The following is a 17201-nucleotide window of genomic DNA, read 5'->3' as shown; positions in this document are numbered from 1 at the left end:
CCTTGGGTTTTTCGCGAGCAAGCTCGCGCCTACAGTGAGGCGTGCGCTCTTTTGGCACTGAGCTTCACGGCAAGCACGATCAGCATCAGGTGTCTTCTTCTATGTCCAGCAACAGGTTTTCCAATGCCTCGCGGTACGCCCCAGGCTCCTGCCACATGCCGCGCTGCTGGGCTTCGAGCATGCGTTCGGTCATGTCACGCAGGGCATCGGGGTTGTGCTGTTGCACAAACGCCCGGGTATCTGGGTCGAGCAGGTAGGCATCGGCCAGCAATGCATACTGATGATCGTCGATCAGCGCGGTGGTTGCGTCGAAGGCGAACAGGTTGTCCACCGTTGCCGCCATCTCGAACGCACCTTTATAGCCGTGGCGCTTGACCCCCTCGATCCACTTGGGATTGGCCGCGCGGGAACGGATCACCCGGTTCAGCTCTTCCTTCAGCGTGCGGATTTTCGGCAGGTCCGGCTGGCTATGGTCGCCATGGTAACTCGCGGCCTTGGCCCCACTGAGGGTTTCTACGGCGGCGAGCATGCCACCCTGGAATTGATAGTAGTCATTGGAGTCGAGCAGGTCGTGCTCGCGGTTATCCTGGTTCTGCAGCACTGCCTGAACCTGGCTCAGGCGCTGGGCGAACTGTTCGCGAGCGCCAGTGCCTTCATCGGCACCGCCATAGGCGTAGCCGCCCCAATTGAGGTAGACCTCGGCCAGGTCTTCACGGCTTTGCCACAGGCGGCCGTCAATTGCGCCCTGCACACCCGCACCATACGCGCCGGGCTTGGCGCCGAAAATGCGCCAGCCGGCCTGCCTGGCCGCGGCCTCCTCATCCAGCCCAGACTTGAGCAGCGCCTCACGCTCGCTGCGCACTTTGGCTGCCAGCGGGTTCATATCGTCCGGCTCATCCAGCGCCGCAACCGCCTGCACCGCGGCATCGAACAGCCGGATCAGGTTGGCGAACGCATCCCGGAAGAAACCGGACACCCGCAGGGTCACGTCCACTCGCGGGCGGTCGAGCAAGCTGATAGGCAGGATTTCAAAGTCATCGACACGCTGGCTGCCCGTGGCCCACACCGGACGCACGCCCATCAGCGCCATGGCCTGGGCGATATCGTCACCACCCGTACGCATGGTTGCGGTGCCCCACACAGAAAGCCCGAGTTGGCGCAAATGGTCGCCGTGGTCCTGCAGGTGCCGCTCGAGCATCAGGTTCGCGGACTGGAAACCGATCCGCCAGGCGGTGGTGGTCGGCAGATTGCGCACATCGACGGTGAAAAAGTTCCGCCCGGTCGGCAGTACATCAAGGCGCCCCCGGCTCGGCGCACCGCTGGGGCCGGCCGGTACGAAACGACCGCCCAGGGCATCCAGCAAGCCGCGCATTTCCGCCGGGCCGCAGGCATCCAGGCGCGGCGCGACGACGATGCGCAGGCTTTCGATCACCGATTTCACGTCTTCCCAGCCCGGCTCCTCAAGCTGTTCGAGCGGCCCTTCCAGCGCCTGTTCGATCAGCCGCGCCGCGTACAACTCCAGGCGCTCGCGGGTGTCACCGGCGGTGCGCCACAACTGGCCGTCGATTTTCTGCAACACCTCGGGGCGGCGCCCGGTCCAGGGCTCTGCCAAGGCACAGTCCAGTGGGTCAAAGCCCAGTTCGAAGGCCTTGGCCAACACGCGCAGCAGGCTCGATTGCGGGCCGCGCCCGTCGCCACGCGGGATGCGCAGCAGGGCCAGCAAGGTGTCGATACGCAGCCGACCTTCGGGTGATTCACCAAAGATATGCAGGCCGTCGCGGATCTGCGATTCCTTCAAATCGCACAGGTAGGTATCCAGGCGCGGCAACCAGACCGCAGCGTCGGCATCGTTATCCAGCTCAAGCTCTTGGTCGATACGGGTTTCGCGCACCAGCTTGAGGATGTCCTTTTGCAGCTCCAGGGCGCGTCTTGGGTCGAGCAATTGCGCTTCGTAATACTCGTCTGCCAACAGCTCCAGGTTGCGCAGCGGGCCATAGGTCTCGGCGCGGGTCAGCGGCGGCATCAAATGGTCGATGATCACGGCCTGGGTGCGCCGCTTGGCCTGGGCCCCCTCGCCCGGGTCGTTGACGATAAACGGGTAGATATTGGGCAACGGCCCCAGCAGCGCATCCGGCCAGCAGTGCTCGGACAGCCCGACGCCTTTGCCCGGCAGCCATTCCAGGTTGCCATGCTTGCCGACGTGGATCACGCCATGGGCGCCGTAGGTGTGGCGCAGCCAGAAATAGAACGCCAGGTAAGCATGGGGCGGCACCAGGTCCGGGTCGTGGTACACCGCACTGGCATCCACCTGGTAACCCCGCGCCGGCTGGATGCCGACAAAGGTCAGGCCCAGGCGCAGGCCGGCGATCATCATGCGCCCGTCGCGACACATCGGATCGTTATGGGGCGTACCCCAACGCTCCAGCACAGCCTGGCGGTTGGCCTCGGGCAAGCGATTGAACATCGCCTGGTAATCGTCCAGGCCCAGGCTTTGGTGGCAGGGTCGCAGGTCGAGACTGTCGAGGTCGTTGGTCACGCCGCCGAGCAGCTCATGGATCAAGGCCGTGCCGCTGTCCGGCAAGGTGGATGGCAGCGGATAACCTTCGGTTTGCAGGGCCCGCAGGATGTTCAAGGCGGCGGCCGGGGTATCCAGGCCAACGCCGTTGCCGATGCGCCCGTCGCGGGTCGGGTAATTGGCCAGAATCAGGGCGATGCGTTTATCTGCATTCGGCACCCGCGCCAGTTCGACCCAGCGCCGCGCCAGTTCGGCCACAAAATCCATGCGCTCGGGCGCCGCGCGATAGCACACTACGTCCGACTGACTGCGCTCGCTGCGCCAGGCCAGATCCTTGAAGCTGATCGGGCGGCTGATGATGCGCCCGTCCAGCTCCGGCAAGGCGATGTGCATGGCCAGGTCGCGTGGGCCAAGGCCTTGCTCGCTGGCTTCCCAACCGGGTTGGTTGTCCTGGGCGCAGATGGCTTGTATCACCGGGATATTGCGGCGAAACGGGCGCAGATGGGGCGCTTCGGGGCTGGATTGGGCAAAGCCGGTGGTGTTGAGAATCACCGCCGCCTGCACCTCATCAAGCAGATCCTCGACCACCGCCAGGCAGCCCGGCTCTTTCAAGCTGGCCACCGCCATTGGCAACGGGTTGAGGCCCGCAGCCTGCAAGCGTTGGCAGAACACATCGATAAAAGCGGTATTGGCCGCCTGCAAGTGCGAGCGGTAGAACAGCACCGCCGCCACCGGCCATGCAGCGTTCCAGTCTGCCTGCCAGTCATTCAGGCGCGCATTGGCCTTATGCGGATGATAAATCGCGGTGCGCGGCAGGGTTTGCGGCTCGTCCCAGGCGTAATCGCGCTCCAGATAGCTGCTGGCCAGGCAGCGATAGAAATCCAGTGCATTCCCCAGTCCACCCTGGCGCAAAAAGTGCCACAGACGGTCACGCGCCGGCGCATCCACGGAGCTCAGGCCGCTGAGTTCGGGATCGGGACGATCATCCCCCGGCACCAGGATCAACTGCACGCCCTGCTCGGCCAACTCCACCAGGCGCTGAATACCGTAGCGCCAATAGCCAATGCCACCATGCAGGGATATCAGGATGACCTTGGCGTGGCGCAGCACCTCGTCCACGTACAGGTCCACCGACGCGTGGTTCTGCACCTGCATCGGGTTGGCGAGGCGCAGGCTCGGATAGTCGTCGGGCAGTTGCTGGGCCGCTTCGGCCAGCAGCGCCAGGCTGGAATCACCGCTGCACAGGATCACCAACTCGGCGGGAGTCTGTCCAAGGTCGGCGATATTGTCATCAGAGACGAAACCGCCGGGCTGGGTCCTGAGCAGGTGCATGGTTAGACGCTGAGGGCGGCGCGCAGTTGCGCTTCGAGGCCAGCAGCATCCAGATCCTGGCCGATCAGCACCAGGCGCGTGATGCGCGCTTCGTCAGCGCTCCAGGCACGGTCGAAGTGCTTGTCGAAACGCGTGCCCACGCCCTGGATCAGCAACCGCATCGGCTTGTTTGGAATCGCTGCGAAGCCTTTGACACGCAGGATGCCGTGCTGCACCACCAATTGGGTCAAGGCATCGAGCAGCCGTGCTTCGTCAGCCTGTGGCAGGTCGATGGAGATGGAATCAAAAGCATCGTGATCGTGATCGTCTTCACCTTCGTGGTGATGATCGTGATGGCTGTGGCGCCCGTCGATATGCTCCTCGGAGCCGGCACCCAAGCCGATCAACACGTCCAGGGGCACGCGACCACTGCTGGCTTCGACGATTTTCACTGCTGGAGGCAGCTCTTCGGCGACTTCCAGGCGCACGCGGGCCAGGTCTTCGGCGCTGATCAGGTCGGTTTTGTTGAGGATCACCAGGTCGGCGCTGGCCAGTTGATCGGCAAACAGTTCGTGCAGCGGCGATTCGTGGTCCAGGTTGGGATCCAGTTTGCGCTGGGCGTCGACCTGATCAGGGAAGGCAGCGAAGGTGCCAGCCGCCACAGCTGGGCTGTCGACCACGGTAATCACCGCGTCAACCGTGCAGGCGCTGCGAATTTCCGGCCACTGAAAAGCCTGCACCAGCGGCTTTGGCAGGGCCAGGCCGGATGTTTCGATGAGGATATGGTCCAGATCGCCACGACGCGCGACCAGTTCACGCATCACCGGGAAGAACTCTTCCTGGACGGTGCAGCACAGGCAGCCGTTAGCCAGCTCATACACACGGCCGTTGGCCTCTTCTTCGGTGCAACCGATGGAACACTGCTTGAGGATCTCGCCGTCGATACCCAGCTCACCGAACTCGTTGACGATCACGGCGATACGGCGGCCCTGGGCGTTATCCAGCATGTGACGCAGCAAGGTGGTTTTGCCCGAGCCGAGAAAGCCGGTGACGATAGTAACGGGGAGTTTGGCCAGTGTTTTCATTGGATGCCCTTTGGGGCGGGCATACGGGACGACTGGCCCTGCGGCGACGCGCAGGCGCTGGATTCGTCACCGGATCACCCCGCCCGGTTGAAATGGAAAATCGGTTGCGAGGCAGGTCTCCTGGCTTGGGGCTTGCCGGCCTGGTGGCTGGCGCTGGCTGCGCCTTCCCGCCGGATAAAGGCAGTGGCGTGGCAGTCAGATAAACCCTTTACAGTTGCGGGGGCAGCCGCGGCATCGACCGCGTTCCCTTCTTAGCTTCGGCCTGGGCCGAAGAACCTCGAAGGTGCAAGGCTACGCAGTGCGAGAGGACGGGTCAATGTCGGCAAACCCAGATCAATTTTTACCCCACGGCACTCAGAGAAAAAACCTGTATCACTCTGCAGGCCTCGGCGGGGAACAAGTTTGATGGGGGCGCCACACATTTACCGATTCATGCATTTGCAGCCCTGTTGGCATTGCTCACAGGAGTCCATCTGCGGTGAACGCCCTATACAGCAGTGAATTCGAGGATCTGTCATGACACTTTCAATATCTCAGCCCCACAATCTCTACTCTCCGCCGATCACACCGGGCAACAACCAAGGGGCGGCTGAAGCCAGCGGTAACAGTCGCACAACCCGTGCAACGCCAGAGGAATCACGCCCAACACGTTCTCCCTCGTCCTATAACGACAAGCGTCTGCTGCAAGAGGTAAAGAAGCACTTTAGGGAGTACGCAGCGGGGGCCGATGACAAATACGTCAACTTTAATGAGCTAAAAGAAGCTGCCGGCCACCGTCCAAGCACTAGAACATTTTCTGCCCAAGCATCAGCAGTTGCGGATGAGCTGCTCAAACGCAGTCGCCTACTTAACGAGTTGGATATTGGCGTTGGGTTTACTTGGGATGGACGGGGCTTGAAAGATCAAAGGTTTGATCATGACAACCTTGATCACATGATCGGACGGTTGCCTGACAGGGTCAAATTCAAGTGGCGATCCTAAGGATAAATCTGTTGAAACAAGCACCTATACTCACCAACCACCGGTACGTCTGACGGTACTGCGATCAAAACCTCAGCCAGCGTTCAAGGTGTTTGAGGCACATCCCTCACACATGCTCTCCAGCGCCTTGTTTCGGGTGCCGTTGATTGGGTGAAACGGGAAACCGGTAAGCCGTAGTTGCGGGGGCAGCCGCGGCATCGACCGCGTTCCCTTCTTAGCTTCGGCCTGGGCCGAAGAACCTCGAAGGTGCAAGGCTACGCAGTGCCGAAGAGTGGGTCAATGTCGACAAACCGAGATCAATAATTTACACGCCGGCCTGGATTAATATTCTGTATGACTCTGCGCGTAGCAGCGAGGAACGGATTTATCGTCGGCGCCACTCATCTATCGACTCGCCCAGTTAAAGCCCTCTCGGCACTGCTACAGGAGCTTATCTGCGGAAAGCATCCAATACCGTAACAAACTTGAGTACACCGGCGTCGCCAGACTGAAACAGGCTATTCACCTATCAGGCGACACCGGCAAACTTTATAACTAACGAGATCAAGAAATGGCAATTACAGCGCCCAGTACGACCCAGCCCCTGCTGCAATCAAATGAATCCCCACAAACATCTGCAGCAGAATTATCAGCCCAGGCTAAACCTTACGAGACTATGACTAACAAAGAACTCGTCGGCCAACTATTGACTCATTCCAAGGCTATTGATCTGTATAAGGAAGACAGGTTCTCAACTCATACCCTAAAGCAATTATCACAAGGGACTCAAGCAAACGGCACAGACGCTACACCGGAGCAGAAGGATCTTGCGAAAGAACTATTGAAACGCCCGGAACTGCTTGACTACCTCGACCTATCTCCCAATGGCGGTGTCGAAGATGGACAGATAACCTGGGACGCCGTCGCAGCCATGGCTGGAGAACCTTCTCGCCTCAGCGATCGGGGACTGTTAATGGAGGCCAAAAGATATCACCAGGAGTTCGATTCAACCGGCAATGGCTACGTGAACTTTAAAGAGTTGAAAGAAGCAGCCGGATTATTACCCAGTGATCGAACGTTTTCCGAGGGGGCACGACAAACTGCCCGCGAACTACTGAAGCGCCCTAGCCTTCTCAAGACGTTGGATATCGGTGTCGGTTTCTTAGGGCTGCCTGGCAAACAAGACGAAAGGTATGATGTCACCAATCTAGACCATACAATCGCTAAGAGCTCACGCACCCATAATCATCCTTTTAGAAGCAAGACGGACTGATATTGACCTTGCCGTGCAGCGAGCAAGGGGCGCGAACAGCGGCTTTGCTCACTGCTTTGGATTTCAATTCGTCAGGTGTCCGCGCCTGCGCCACCCTTGATTATGTTGTCCGCGTGGTTGCCGATGATCACGTCATTGCCCGAGCCCAACCAACCATTGCGCGAAGACCCGCTGCAGTTACATATAGGCTCAGAAGATATTTTTGTATTACGGCAACAGATCAATACCTGTTCATGTTTTTTGATATAGATCGGCATGAGTTTTCTCAGCGCGCGCACTCACTCAATTGACGGGATCCCCCTGACCATGCTCTCCTACACATCTTGTTTCAGGTGCCCTTCACAGGGTGAAACGGGAAACCGGTGACCCATGCGTGCATGACAGTCCGGTGCTGCCCCCGCAACGGTAGGCGAGCGAAGTGTCAGATCCACTGTGCCTGTACGGCATGGGAAGGTGATGCTTTTAGGCCCAGAGCCCCTCGCAAGCCCGGAGACCGGCCCGAACAATCAGATAACAAACCCGCGGTGGGCGGGCGCTGTTCAGAACCCTGCGTGCCCGGCTCGCGGGGTTTTCATGCGCTCGTATCACCCTGCCACTCGAAAGGGACGTGCCATGTCGATCATCAGCAGCACCTCACACACCGCCAGCAGCTCCGCCACCTTGAGCCAGCGCCTGACCGCAGCCATTGGCGCGTCGATCCTGGGTGCGTGCCTGGTGTATTTCGCCGGGTTCTCCCATATCGAGGCCGTACACAACGCCGCCCACGATACGCGCCACAGCGCTGCCTTCCCGTGCCATTGAGACCTGCCGCCATGATCAAGCGAATTGCGCAAACCGCAGGTTTCAGCGGCCTGCTGGCCGCCCTGCTGCTGACGCTGCTGCAGAGTTTCTGGGTAGCCCCGCTGATTCTGCAGGCGGAAACCTTCGAAAACGCCCCGGCCGCAACCGAGGTACATGAACATGCCTCAGGTGGCGCAGCCCACAGTCACGACGCCGAGGCCTGGGAACCGGAAGACGGCTGGCAACGCGTGCTGTCCACCACCGGCGGCAACCTGGTGGTCGCTGTCGGTTTTGCGCTGATGCTCGCGGGCCTATATACCCTGCGCGCTCCGACCCGTACTGCCCAGGGCTTGCTCTGGGGCCTGGCCGGCTACGCCACCTTTGTGTTGGCGCCGACCCTGGGCCTGCCACCGGAACTGCCCGGCACCGCAGCGGCAGACCTGGCGCAACGGCAGATCTGGTGGATTGGTACCGCAGCCTCCACGGCTGCCGGCATTGCGCTGATCGTGTTTGGCCGCAACTGGCTGTTGAAGATCCTCGGCGTGGCGATCCTGGCGGTGCCCCATGTGGTTGGCGCGCCACAGCCGGAAGTTCACTCGATGCTGGCTCCCGAAGCACTGGAAGCACAATTCAAGATCGCCTCGCAGCTGACCAACGTCGCGTTCTGGCTGGCGCTGGGGCTGATTAGCGCCTGGTTGTTTCGCCGCAATCGTGACGATCAATACGCCGCATGATTTTGACGGTTGGCCTGGGTTGCCAGCGTGGCTGTGAGGTTGAAGCCTTGATGGAACTGTTCAACAGTGCGCTGGCCGAGGCCGGTATCGACCCCGGCCAAATCTGCGCTTTGGCAAGTATTGCTCACAAGTGCGATGAGCCAGGCATAGTCGCCCTGGCCAACGCGTTGAACCTGCCATTGCAGTGCTTTGATGCACAACAACTGCAGGTCTACGAAGGACGATTGAGCCATAAGTCGGATGTGGTTTTTGCCCATACGGGGTGCTACGGCATCGCCGAAAGTGCCGCTTTGGCATTGGCAGAACAGCTTGCCAAGGCCCCTGCCCACCTGCTGATCACCCGCAAAAAAGCCCCCAGAGCCACGTTTGCATTGGCCTGCGCTGGCTAAAGTCTGATAATTGCCCTTCTCGATCATGAGCCGTACTCATGCGCGCCCGCTTTTGCACAGGATTTTTCCATGACCGTCTTCTTCATCGGCGCTGGCCCCGGCGACCCGGAACTGATTACCGTCAAAGGCCAGCGGCTGATCCGCGATTGCCCGGTAATCGTCTACGCTGGCTCCCTGGTGCCGGCTGCCGTGCTTGAGGGGCACCGGGCCGAACAGGTGGTCAACAGCGCCGAACTGAACCTGGAGCAGATCATTGGCTTGATCAAGGCCGCCCATGAAAAAGGCCAGGATGTGGCGCGGGTACATTCTGGTGATCCGAGCCTGTATGGGGCGATTGGCGAGCAGATCCGCCATTTGCGCGAGCTGGGCATCCCCTTCCAGATCATCCCCGGTGTTACCGCAGTCGCCGCTTGTGCCGCGCTGCTGGAGACCGAGTTGACCCTGCCGGATATCGCCCAGAGCGTGATCCTGACTCGCTATGCCGATAAAACCACGATGCCGGCCGGTGAAGCCTTCGCCAGCCTGGCCAGCCATGGCACGACCATGGCGGTGCATTTGGGGGTCAATCATCTGCAGAAAATCGTCGCCGAGTTACTGCCCCATTATGGTGCCGACTGTCCGATTGCCGTGGTGCATCGGGCGACGTGGCCGGATCAGGATTGGGCCATTGGCACCTTGGCGGATATTGTTGAAAAGGTTGCTGCGAAGGGGTTCAGACGGACTGCGCTGATTGTGGTGGGCCGGGTGTTGGCCAGTGACAGCTTTAGCGAGTCCTCGCTGTATCGCGCAAGCCATGCCCACCTCTACCGGCCCTGACACCACGCAGACACTGTGTGGGAGCTGGCTTGCCTGCGATAGCGGTAAAACAGTCGATAGATAAGTCGCCTGGCGCACGGTCATCGCAGGCAAGCCAGCTCCCACAGTTGATTCTCTTTGTTAGATAGCTCGTGTAACTCATTAATTTAAATCAATAAAAAACGGCGCTCACGGGCGCCGTTTTTTGTTTGCAGCGAACGCCTTAGTAGTAGGCGTTTTCTTTCTGCGTATGGTCGGTCACATCACGTACGCCCTTGAGCTCGGGGATGCGCTCGAGCAACGTACGCTCGATACCTTCACGCAAGGTCACGTCAGCCTGGCCACAGCCCTGGCAGCCGCCACCGAACTTGAGCACGGCGATGCCGTCATCCACCACGTCGATCAGGCTGACCTGGCCGCCATGGCTGGCCAGGCCCGGGTTGATCTCGGTCTGCAGGTAATAATTGATGCGCTCGTTGACCGGGCTGTCGGCATTGACGTTCGGCACCTTGGCGTTGGGGGCCTTGATGGTCAGTTGGCCGCCCATGCGATCAGTGGCGTAGTCGACCACGGCATCGTCAAGGAACGCTTCGCTGAAGGCATCGATGTACGCAGTGAAGCTCTTGAGCCCCAGCGCGGTATCTTCAGGCTTCTCTTCCCCCGGCTTGCAGTAGGCAATGCACGTCTCTGCGTACTGGGTGCCCGGCTGGGTGATGAAGACGCGGATGCCGATGCCCGGGGTGTTCTGCTTGGACAGCAGATCGGCCAGGTAATCGTGGGCGGCGTCGGTAATGGTTATGGCAGTCATGGGAACTCCTCACAGGCTTGCCGGCAGTTTACGCCAATCGCCCCGGCGGCACAAAGTCCTAGTATTTTTGTCAGGCAAATCCACATCTACAGGTTCTCGTAGCGGTTCATATCCAACACACCCTCTTCCACCGGCGTGGTTTCGTGCAGGTACTGCGACAGATCGTGGAAGTACTCCCAGAACTGCGGGTGACTGCGGCGGATGCCCCAGCGCTCGACAATCCGCTCAAAACGCTTGGTATCCCTGGCCAACTCCATGTCCTCGACGAACTCAGGCACATCCTCGGCCGGCACGTTGAAGATGAAGTTGGGGTAGCTGCTGAGTACGCCCGGGTAGATCGTCAGGGTATCCAGGCCCGGCTGGTAGCGATAGGCCTCGCCCAGCATAAACGCCACGTTGCTGTGGGCACGGTTGCGCAGCAGGCTGTAGACCTCGCGCTTGCCACTGCGGGTCTGGATGCGCAGCAAGGTGGCTTCCGGCAATTGCTCGATCACCTTGAGCCCGGCCGCCGGCCTGGAAGTCAGGCGGCTGAGGGTCTGTTCGGCATCGCGCAGTTGCGGATCGATACCGGGACGCGAGCAATAGGCGCTGATACAGCGGTTGATCGGGTCGGGGCTGGCGTTCAAATTGCCATAACGGGCGAGCAACTGGTTGGCAAAGTCGCGTTTCGGGTCCTTTTCATCCAGCTTCAGGCCCGTTGGCTTGTCGTTGTCGATGGCTTCATAGTCCAGCCACAGCTTGACCTTGCCGCTGTTCTGGTACCAGTCATCCAGGTATCCATCGCGCGAATCCGCCGGCATCAAGCGCAGGAAGTTCTGTTCGGCGCCATTGCGGATCAGGTCGAAATACAGGCGGGTCTGGGCCTGGTGCGAGACATTGCCGAATACGTCGAAGTTGACCGCCAACTGGTAATAGGTGCGCTCCAGCAACGGGAAATCGAACAACCACATCGTCTGCGGCACTTCGCCAATCAAGCCCTTGGTCACCGAGGCGCTATCGAAATGGCGGAAGATGCTCAGCAAGGCGTTGTCATTGCCTGCCCACAGGCTCGGCCAGCCAGGCGCCGGTAAGTCAGCATAGTTGTCGCGGCGCAGGGCCTCGTATTGATTGCGTTTGTCGCGGTAGGCCAGCCACAGGCTCAACACACTGCCCACGTCATCGTTCTGCCCCGGCATGGCAAGCAACGGCGTGGCCTGGCCGCGATAACGGGCATCGGTGATGTACAGGTCGTGGTCCGGATCCTGGAACAGGGTCCAGAAGTTGTCGCGGATCACATCCGTGGCAATCTGCCCCCGGCACACCGGCCCACGGATAAAGGTGCGCACGAAGTATTCGGCGTTATCGAGCATGAACTGATAGCGCGCCTTGGCCGGGATCGCCTCGAAGGTTTCGAACGGGTTGGCCCGACGGCCAGGGCCGTAGCCCGGCAGCGCCATGGCCTGCCAGTCGCCGCTGTAGAACAGCGACTTGATCCGCGCCATCTTCGCCGCGCTGAACGGGTAGGTAATGTGGGTCTTGTGCACGATCACCCCTTGTACCGGCCACAGGCGGTAGTACACCTGGGTGCCCGGGTCGTCATTGGGGCGACGGGTGTTGATCAGGTCGATCGGCTGGCCGCTGGGCGTACGCGAGCGCACCCATTGGAAGTAATGCCCCGGCTCACCGCCTTCGAAATAGATGTGGGCAAGGAACAAATGCTCGAACAACCAGCGCGCCACCAGGCTTTCGCGGGCACCGGGCTGGTTCAGCAGGTTTTCCCATTGCTGCACCTGCAAGGCTTCCTGGGCATTGGGCGCCAGGCCTTGCTCATCAATCGGCGCGCCGGACGCGAGCCAGCGCTGCAAGGTCTGGTATTGCTGGTCGGTCAGCCCAGTGACGGCCAGGGGCATGCCTTCCTTGGGATGCGCGCCTGCGTAGGCGTCGAACTCCCCCGGCAGCGGGCACATGTTCTGGCGGTTCAGGCCCAGCACAATGTCATCGGGCAACTTGGCATTGGGTGCCAAGGGGGTGTTATGGCCCAGCTCCAGCATGCGCGCCATCAACGCAGCCTGGGAGCCCTGGGCATCCAGTACGGAGGCAAAGCCCTGGCGTTGCCAGGCGGCCTTGCCAAAGGCGTCATAAAACAACCGGGTCGGCTGCGACGCCTGGCTGCGCTCGCCGTCATACACCGGCGCCTTGCTTGCGCCGCGTGCCGCGCCTTCGCCACTGCCCAGGTTGAGCTGGCAGGCAGAGTCATAGCAGGCATGGCAAGCCACGCATTTCTCGGTGAAGATCGGTTGAATGTCGCGGGTATAGGAAATCGCCGGGGCGGGTCCGTTGGCCTGTGCGATACAGGCGACCAGCGCCAAGGCGGCGCTGGTAATGAGGCGAAGTGACATGTATCCGGTCCCGATTCAATGCGTGCGCTGAAAAATTGCCGCGATTCTACCGATGTCGGCACCCCATCAACATGAGCGATATTCATGCAAAACCAGGGCATGCTCTAAAAGCGCACAGGTTTGCTATGATCCACGCCCTCCGTAATGCCTGATTAGAGTAGTCCCATGTCCGATCGTAGCACTCGCCTGCAAGCCCTCCAGCAAGCCCTCAAGGAACGCATCCTGATCCTCGATGGCGGCATGGGCACGATGATCCAGAGCTACAAGCTGGAGGAAGAGGACTACCGCGGCAAACGCTTTGCCGACTGGCCAAGTGACGTCAAGGGCAATAACGACCTGTTGATCCTGACCCGCCCGGACGTAATCGGCGGGATCGAGAAGGCGTATCTGGATGCCGGCGCCGATATCCTCGAAACCAACACCTTCAACGCCACCCAGGTGTCCCAGGCCGACTACGGCATGGAGGCGCTGGCCTATGAGCTGAACCTGGAAGGCGCGCGCCTGGCGCGTAAAGTCGCCGACGCCAAGACCCTCGAGACCCCGGACAAACCGCGCTTTGTCGCCGGCGTGCTCGGCCCGACCAGCCGTACCTGCTCGCTGTCGCCCGACGTGAACAACCCCGGCTACCGCAACGTCACCTTCGATGAACTGGTGGAGAACTACACCGAGGCCACCAAAGGCCTGATCGAAGGCGGTGCGGACATGATCCTCATCGAAACCATCTTCGACACCCTCAACGCCAAGGCTGCAATCTTCGCCGTACAAGGCGTATATGAAGAGCTTGGCGTCGAGCTGCCGATCATGATTTCCGGGACCATCACCGACGCCTCCGGGCGCACCCTGTCGGGCCAGACCACCGAGGCGTTCTGGAACTCCATCGCCCACGCCAAACCGATTTCCGTGGGTTTGAACTGCGCCCTGGGCGCCAGTGAGTTGCGGCCGTACCTCGAAGAGCTGTCGAACAAGGCCGACACCTACTTGTCCGCGCACCCCAACGCCGGCCTGCCCAACGAATTCGGCGAGTACGACGAGTTGCCCTCGGAAACCGCCAAGGTCATCGAAGAGTTTGCCCAGAGTGGCTTCCTCAATATCGTCGGCGGCTGCTGCGGCACCACGCCGGGGCATATCGAAGCCATCGCCAAGGCCGTGGCCGGCTACGCGCCGCGCCCGATCCCGGACATCCCCAAGGCCTGCCGCCTGTCGGGCCTGGAGCCGTTTACCATCGATCGCCAGTCGCTGTTCGTCAACGTCGGCGAGCGCACCAACATCACCGGCTCGGCCAAGTTCGCCCGGTTGATCCGCGAAGACAACTACACCGAAGCCCTGGAAGTTGCCCTGCAGCAGGTGGAAGCCGGCGCCCAGGTGATCGATATCAACATGGACGAGGGCATGCTCGATTCGAAGAAGGCCATGGTGACCTTCCTCAATCTGATTGCCGGCGAACCGGATATCTCGCGGGTACCGATCATGATCGACTCCTCCAAGTGGGAAGTGATCGAGGCCGGCCTCAAATGCATCCAGGGCAAGGGCATCGTCAACTCCATCAGCATGAAGGAAGGCGTCGAGCAGTTCATCCATCACGCCAAGCTGTGCAAGCGCTACGGCGCGGCGGTGGTGGTGATGGCGTTCGACGAAGCCGGCCAGGCCGACACCGAGGCGCGCAAGAAAGAAATCTGCAAGCGCTCCTACGACATCCTGGTCAATGAGGTGGGCTTCCCGCCGCAAGACATTATCTTCGACCCGAACATCTTCGCCGTGGCCACCGGTATCGAAGAGCACAACAACTACGCCGTGGACTTTATCAACGCCTGTGCCTATATCCGCGATGAGCTGCCCTACGCGCTGACCTCTGGCGGCGTGTCCAACGTGTCGTTCTCGTTCCGTGGCAACAACCCGGTGCGCGAGGCGATCCACTCGGTGTTCCTGCTGTATGCGATCCGCAACGGCTTGACCATGGGCATCGTCAACGCCGGCCAGTTGGAGATCTACGACCAGATCCCCGCCGAGTTGCGCGACGCCGTCGAAGACGTGGTACTCAACCGCACGCCGGAAGGCACCGATGCCCTCCTCGCTATCGCCGACAAGTACAAGGGGGATGGCAGCGTCAAGGAAGCCGAGACCGAGGAATGGCGTGGCTGGGACGTCAACAAGCGCCTGGAACACGCGCTGGTCAAGGGCATCACTACCCATATCGTCGAAGACACTGAAGAGTCGCGGCTGTCCTTCGCGCGCCCGATCGAGGTGATTGAGGGCCCGCTGATGTCCGGCATGAACATCGTCGGCGACCTGTTCGGCGCCGGCAAAATGTTCCTGCCCCAGGTGGTCAAGTCCGCCCGGGTGATGAAGCAGGCCGTGGCTCACCTGATCCCGTTCATTGAACTTGAAAAGGGCGACAAGCCGGAAGCCAAGGGCAAGATCCTCATGGCCACGGTCAAGGGTGACGTGCACGATATCGGCAAGAACATTGTCGGTGTGGTACTCGGTTGCAACGGCTACGACATCGTCGACCTGGGCGTGATGGTACCGGCGGAAAAAATCCTGCAGGTGGCCAAGGAGCAGAAGTGCGACATCATCGGCCTGTCCGGGCTGATCACGCCGTCCCTGGATGAAATGGTGCACGTGGCCCGCGAAATGCAGCGCCAGGACTTCCACCTGCCATTGATGATCGGCGGCGCCACCACCTCCAAAGCGCATACGGCGGTGAAGATCGAACCCAAGTACAGCAACGATGCGGTGATCTACGTGACCGACGCCTCGCGTGCGGTGGGCGTGGCCACACAGCTGCTGTCCAAGGAACTCAAGGCCGGCTTTGTCGAGAAGACCCGCCTGGAATACATCGACGTGCGTGAGCGCACTTCGAACCGCAGCGCCCGCACCGAGCGCCTGAGCTACGCGGCGGCCATCGCCAAGAAGCCCCAGTTCGACTGGGGCACCTACACCCCGGTCAAGCCGACGTTTACCGGGGCCAAGGTGCTGGACAATATCGACCTCAAGGTCCTGGCCGAATACATCGACTGGACGCCGTTCTTTATTTCCTGGGATCTGGCCGGCAAATTCCCGCGCATCCTCACCGATGAAGTGGTGGGTGAAGCCGCCACCGCGCTGTACGCCGACGCCCAGGAGATGCTCAAGAAGCTGATCGACGAAAAACTCATCAGCGCCCGCGCGGTGTTCGGCTTCTGGCCGACCAACCAGGTGCAGGACGATGACCTGGAAGTGTACGGCGACGATGGCCAGCCGATTGCCAAGTTGCACCACCTGCGCCAGCAGATCATCAAGACCGACGGCAAGCCGAACTTCTCCCTGGCCGACTTTGTGGCGCCCAAGGACAGCGGCGTGACCGACTACATCGGCGGGTTTATTACCACCGCCGGCATCGGCGCCGAAGAGGTGGCCAAGGCCTACCAGGATGCGGGCGACGACTACAACTCGATCATGGTCAAGGCCCTGGCCGACCGCCTGGCCGAGGCCTGCGCCGAGTGGCTGCACCAGCAGGTGCGTAAGGACTACTGGGGTTACGCCAAGGACGAAGCGCTGGATAACGAGGCTCTGATCAAAGAGCAGTACAGCGGCATCCGCCCTGCCCCAGGCTACCCGGCGTGCCCGGATCACACCGAGAAGGCCCAATTGTTCCAGTTGCTGGACCCTGAGGCCCGCGAAATGCACGCTGGGCGCAGCGGTGTGTTCCTCACCGAGCACTACGCGATGTTCCCGGCAGCGGCGGTCAGCGGCTGGTACTTCGCCCACCCGCAGGCGCAGTACTTCGCCGTGGGCAAGATCGACAAGGACCAGGTGACGAGCTACACCGCACGCAAAGCGCAAGACCTGAGCGTGACCGAACGCTGGCTGGCGCCGAACCTGGGATACGACAACTAAGGGCTGCATGGGTCCCTCTGGCTAGAGGGACAAGCCCCCTCGGTGTATCTGGCAGGACTTGGTGAGGCTATTGGGGCGGCTTTGCCGCCCAGCGCGGGGCAAGCCCGCTCGCCACAAGAAAAGCCAGTGTTGGCAGCGAGTTCCAGGGTGCTGCGTAGACCTCTGTGGCAAGGGGGCTTGTCCCCCGCTGGGCTGCGCAGCAGACCCAAAACCATTCCCCTCGGTATATCTGGCAGAGCGTGGTGAGGCTGTTGGGGCGGCTTTGCCGCCCAGCGCGGGGCAAGCCCGCTCGCCACA

12 protein-coding genes and 3 riboswitches are annotated in these 17201 nt (G+C 61.0%); of the genes, 7 read left to right on the top strand and 5 right to left on the bottom strand.

What is annotated here, in order from left to right:
• Positions 1-85: 85 nt before the first annotated feature.
• Positions 86-3847 carry a cobaltochelatase subunit CobN gene (gene cobN / locus BHC62_RS13095; protein WP_070995255.1) on the bottom strand — a complete coding sequence of 1254 codons (3762 nt, stop codon included), beginning with the start codon at positions 3845-3847 and terminating at the stop codon, positions 86-88.
• A 2-nt stretch (positions 3848-3849) separates the two neighbouring features.
• The gene (gene cobW / locus BHC62_RS13090; RefSeq protein WP_070995254.1) at positions 3850-4911 is read right to left on the bottom strand and encodes a cobalamin biosynthesis protein CobW; all 1062 of its coding nucleotides are present in this window, start codon (positions 4909-4911) and stop codon (positions 3850-3852) included.
• Between the two features lie 92 nt (positions 4912-5003).
• Positions 5004-5206: riboswitch (cobalamin riboswitch) on the bottom strand.
• A 221-nt stretch (positions 5207-5427) separates the two neighbouring features.
• Between cobW and BHC62_RS28600 the strand changes: the two genes are divergently transcribed.
• Together BHC62_RS28600 and BHC62_RS28595 are read left to right on the top strand one after the other, a co-directional pair.
• Positions 5428-5892, top strand: coding sequence for a hypothetical protein (locus BHC62_RS28600; protein ID WP_176770977.1), 465 nt, complete (start codon positions 5428-5430; stop codon positions 5890-5892).
• A 78-nt stretch (positions 5893-5970) separates the two neighbouring features.
• Positions 5971-6150: riboswitch (cobalamin riboswitch) on the bottom strand.
• A gap of 292 nt (positions 6151-6442) precedes the next feature.
• Positions 6443-7144: a hypothetical protein gene (locus tag BHC62_RS28595; protein ID WP_169390805.1), complete on the top strand. Its 702-nt coding sequence runs from the start codon at positions 6443-6445 to the stop codon at positions 7142-7144.
• 71 nt (positions 7145-7215) lie between these two features.
• Here BHC62_RS28595 and BHC62_RS29325 read toward each other — a convergent pair whose 3' ends face one another.
• Positions 7216-7401 (bottom strand): hypothetical protein, encoded by a 186-nt coding sequence (locus tag BHC62_RS29325; RefSeq protein ID WP_143007536.1) that lies wholly within the window; start codon positions 7399-7401, stop codon positions 7216-7218.
• A gap of 56 nt (positions 7402-7457) precedes the next feature.
• Positions 7458-7661: riboswitch (cobalamin riboswitch) on the top strand.
• A 95-nt stretch (positions 7662-7756) separates the two neighbouring features.
• On the opposite strand from BHC62_RS29325, the gene BHC62_RS13080 reads away from it, so the two are divergent.
• From BHC62_RS13080 to cobM, 4 genes are all read left to right on the top strand, one after another.
• On the top strand, positions 7757-7945 hold the full coding sequence (locus tag BHC62_RS13080; RefSeq protein ID WP_027606475.1) for a CbtB-domain containing protein: 189 nt from the start codon (positions 7757-7759) through the stop codon (positions 7943-7945).
• Between the two features lie 11 nt (positions 7946-7956).
• Positions 7957-8658 carry a CbtA family protein gene (locus tag BHC62_RS13075; protein WP_070995253.1) on the top strand — a complete coding sequence of 234 codons (702 nt, stop codon included), beginning with the start codon at positions 7957-7959 and terminating at the stop codon, positions 8656-8658.
• Complete coding sequence (locus BHC62_RS13070; protein ID WP_070995252.1) at positions 8655-9047, top strand: cobalamin biosynthesis protein; 393 nt, start codon at positions 8655-8657, stop codon at positions 9045-9047. Before BHC62_RS13075 ends, BHC62_RS13070 begins: the two co-directional genes overlap by 4 nt.
• A gap of 69 nt (positions 9048-9116) precedes the next feature.
• Positions 9117-9863 (top strand): precorrin-4 C(11)-methyltransferase, encoded by a 747-nt coding sequence (cobM, locus tag BHC62_RS13065; RefSeq protein WP_070995251.1) that lies wholly within the window; start codon positions 9117-9119, stop codon positions 9861-9863.
• A 202-nt stretch (positions 9864-10065) separates the two neighbouring features.
• Here the strand turns inward: cobM and nfuA are convergent, their stop codons facing one another.
• Positions 10066-10650, bottom strand: coding sequence for a Fe-S biogenesis protein NfuA (gene nfuA, locus BHC62_RS13060; protein WP_003190728.1), 585 nt, complete (start codon positions 10648-10650; stop codon positions 10066-10068).
• Between the two features lie 86 nt (positions 10651-10736).
• On the bottom strand, positions 10737-13028 hold the full coding sequence (locus BHC62_RS13055; protein ID WP_070995250.1) for a fatty acid cis/trans isomerase: 2292 nt from the start codon (positions 13026-13028) through the stop codon (positions 10737-10739).
• A 165-nt stretch (positions 13029-13193) separates the two neighbouring features.
• Here BHC62_RS13055 and metH point away from each other — a divergent pair, with 165 nt between their 5' ends.
• Positions 13194-16904, top strand: a complete 3711-nt coding sequence (metH, locus tag BHC62_RS13050; RefSeq protein WP_070995249.1) for a methionine synthase — start codon at positions 13194-13196, stop codon at positions 16902-16904.
• The last annotated feature ends 297 nt before the right edge of the window (positions 16905-17201 follow it).

It is taken from the genome of Pseudomonas sp. 06C 126 (genome assembly GCF_001855215.1).
GTDB classification, from domain to species: domain Bacteria; phylum Pseudomonadota; class Gammaproteobacteria; order Pseudomonadales; family Pseudomonadaceae; genus Aquipseudomonas; species Aquipseudomonas proteolytica.
Note: the sequence above shows the minus strand (reverse complement) of the source record. Positions and strands in the feature narration are given on the sequence as shown.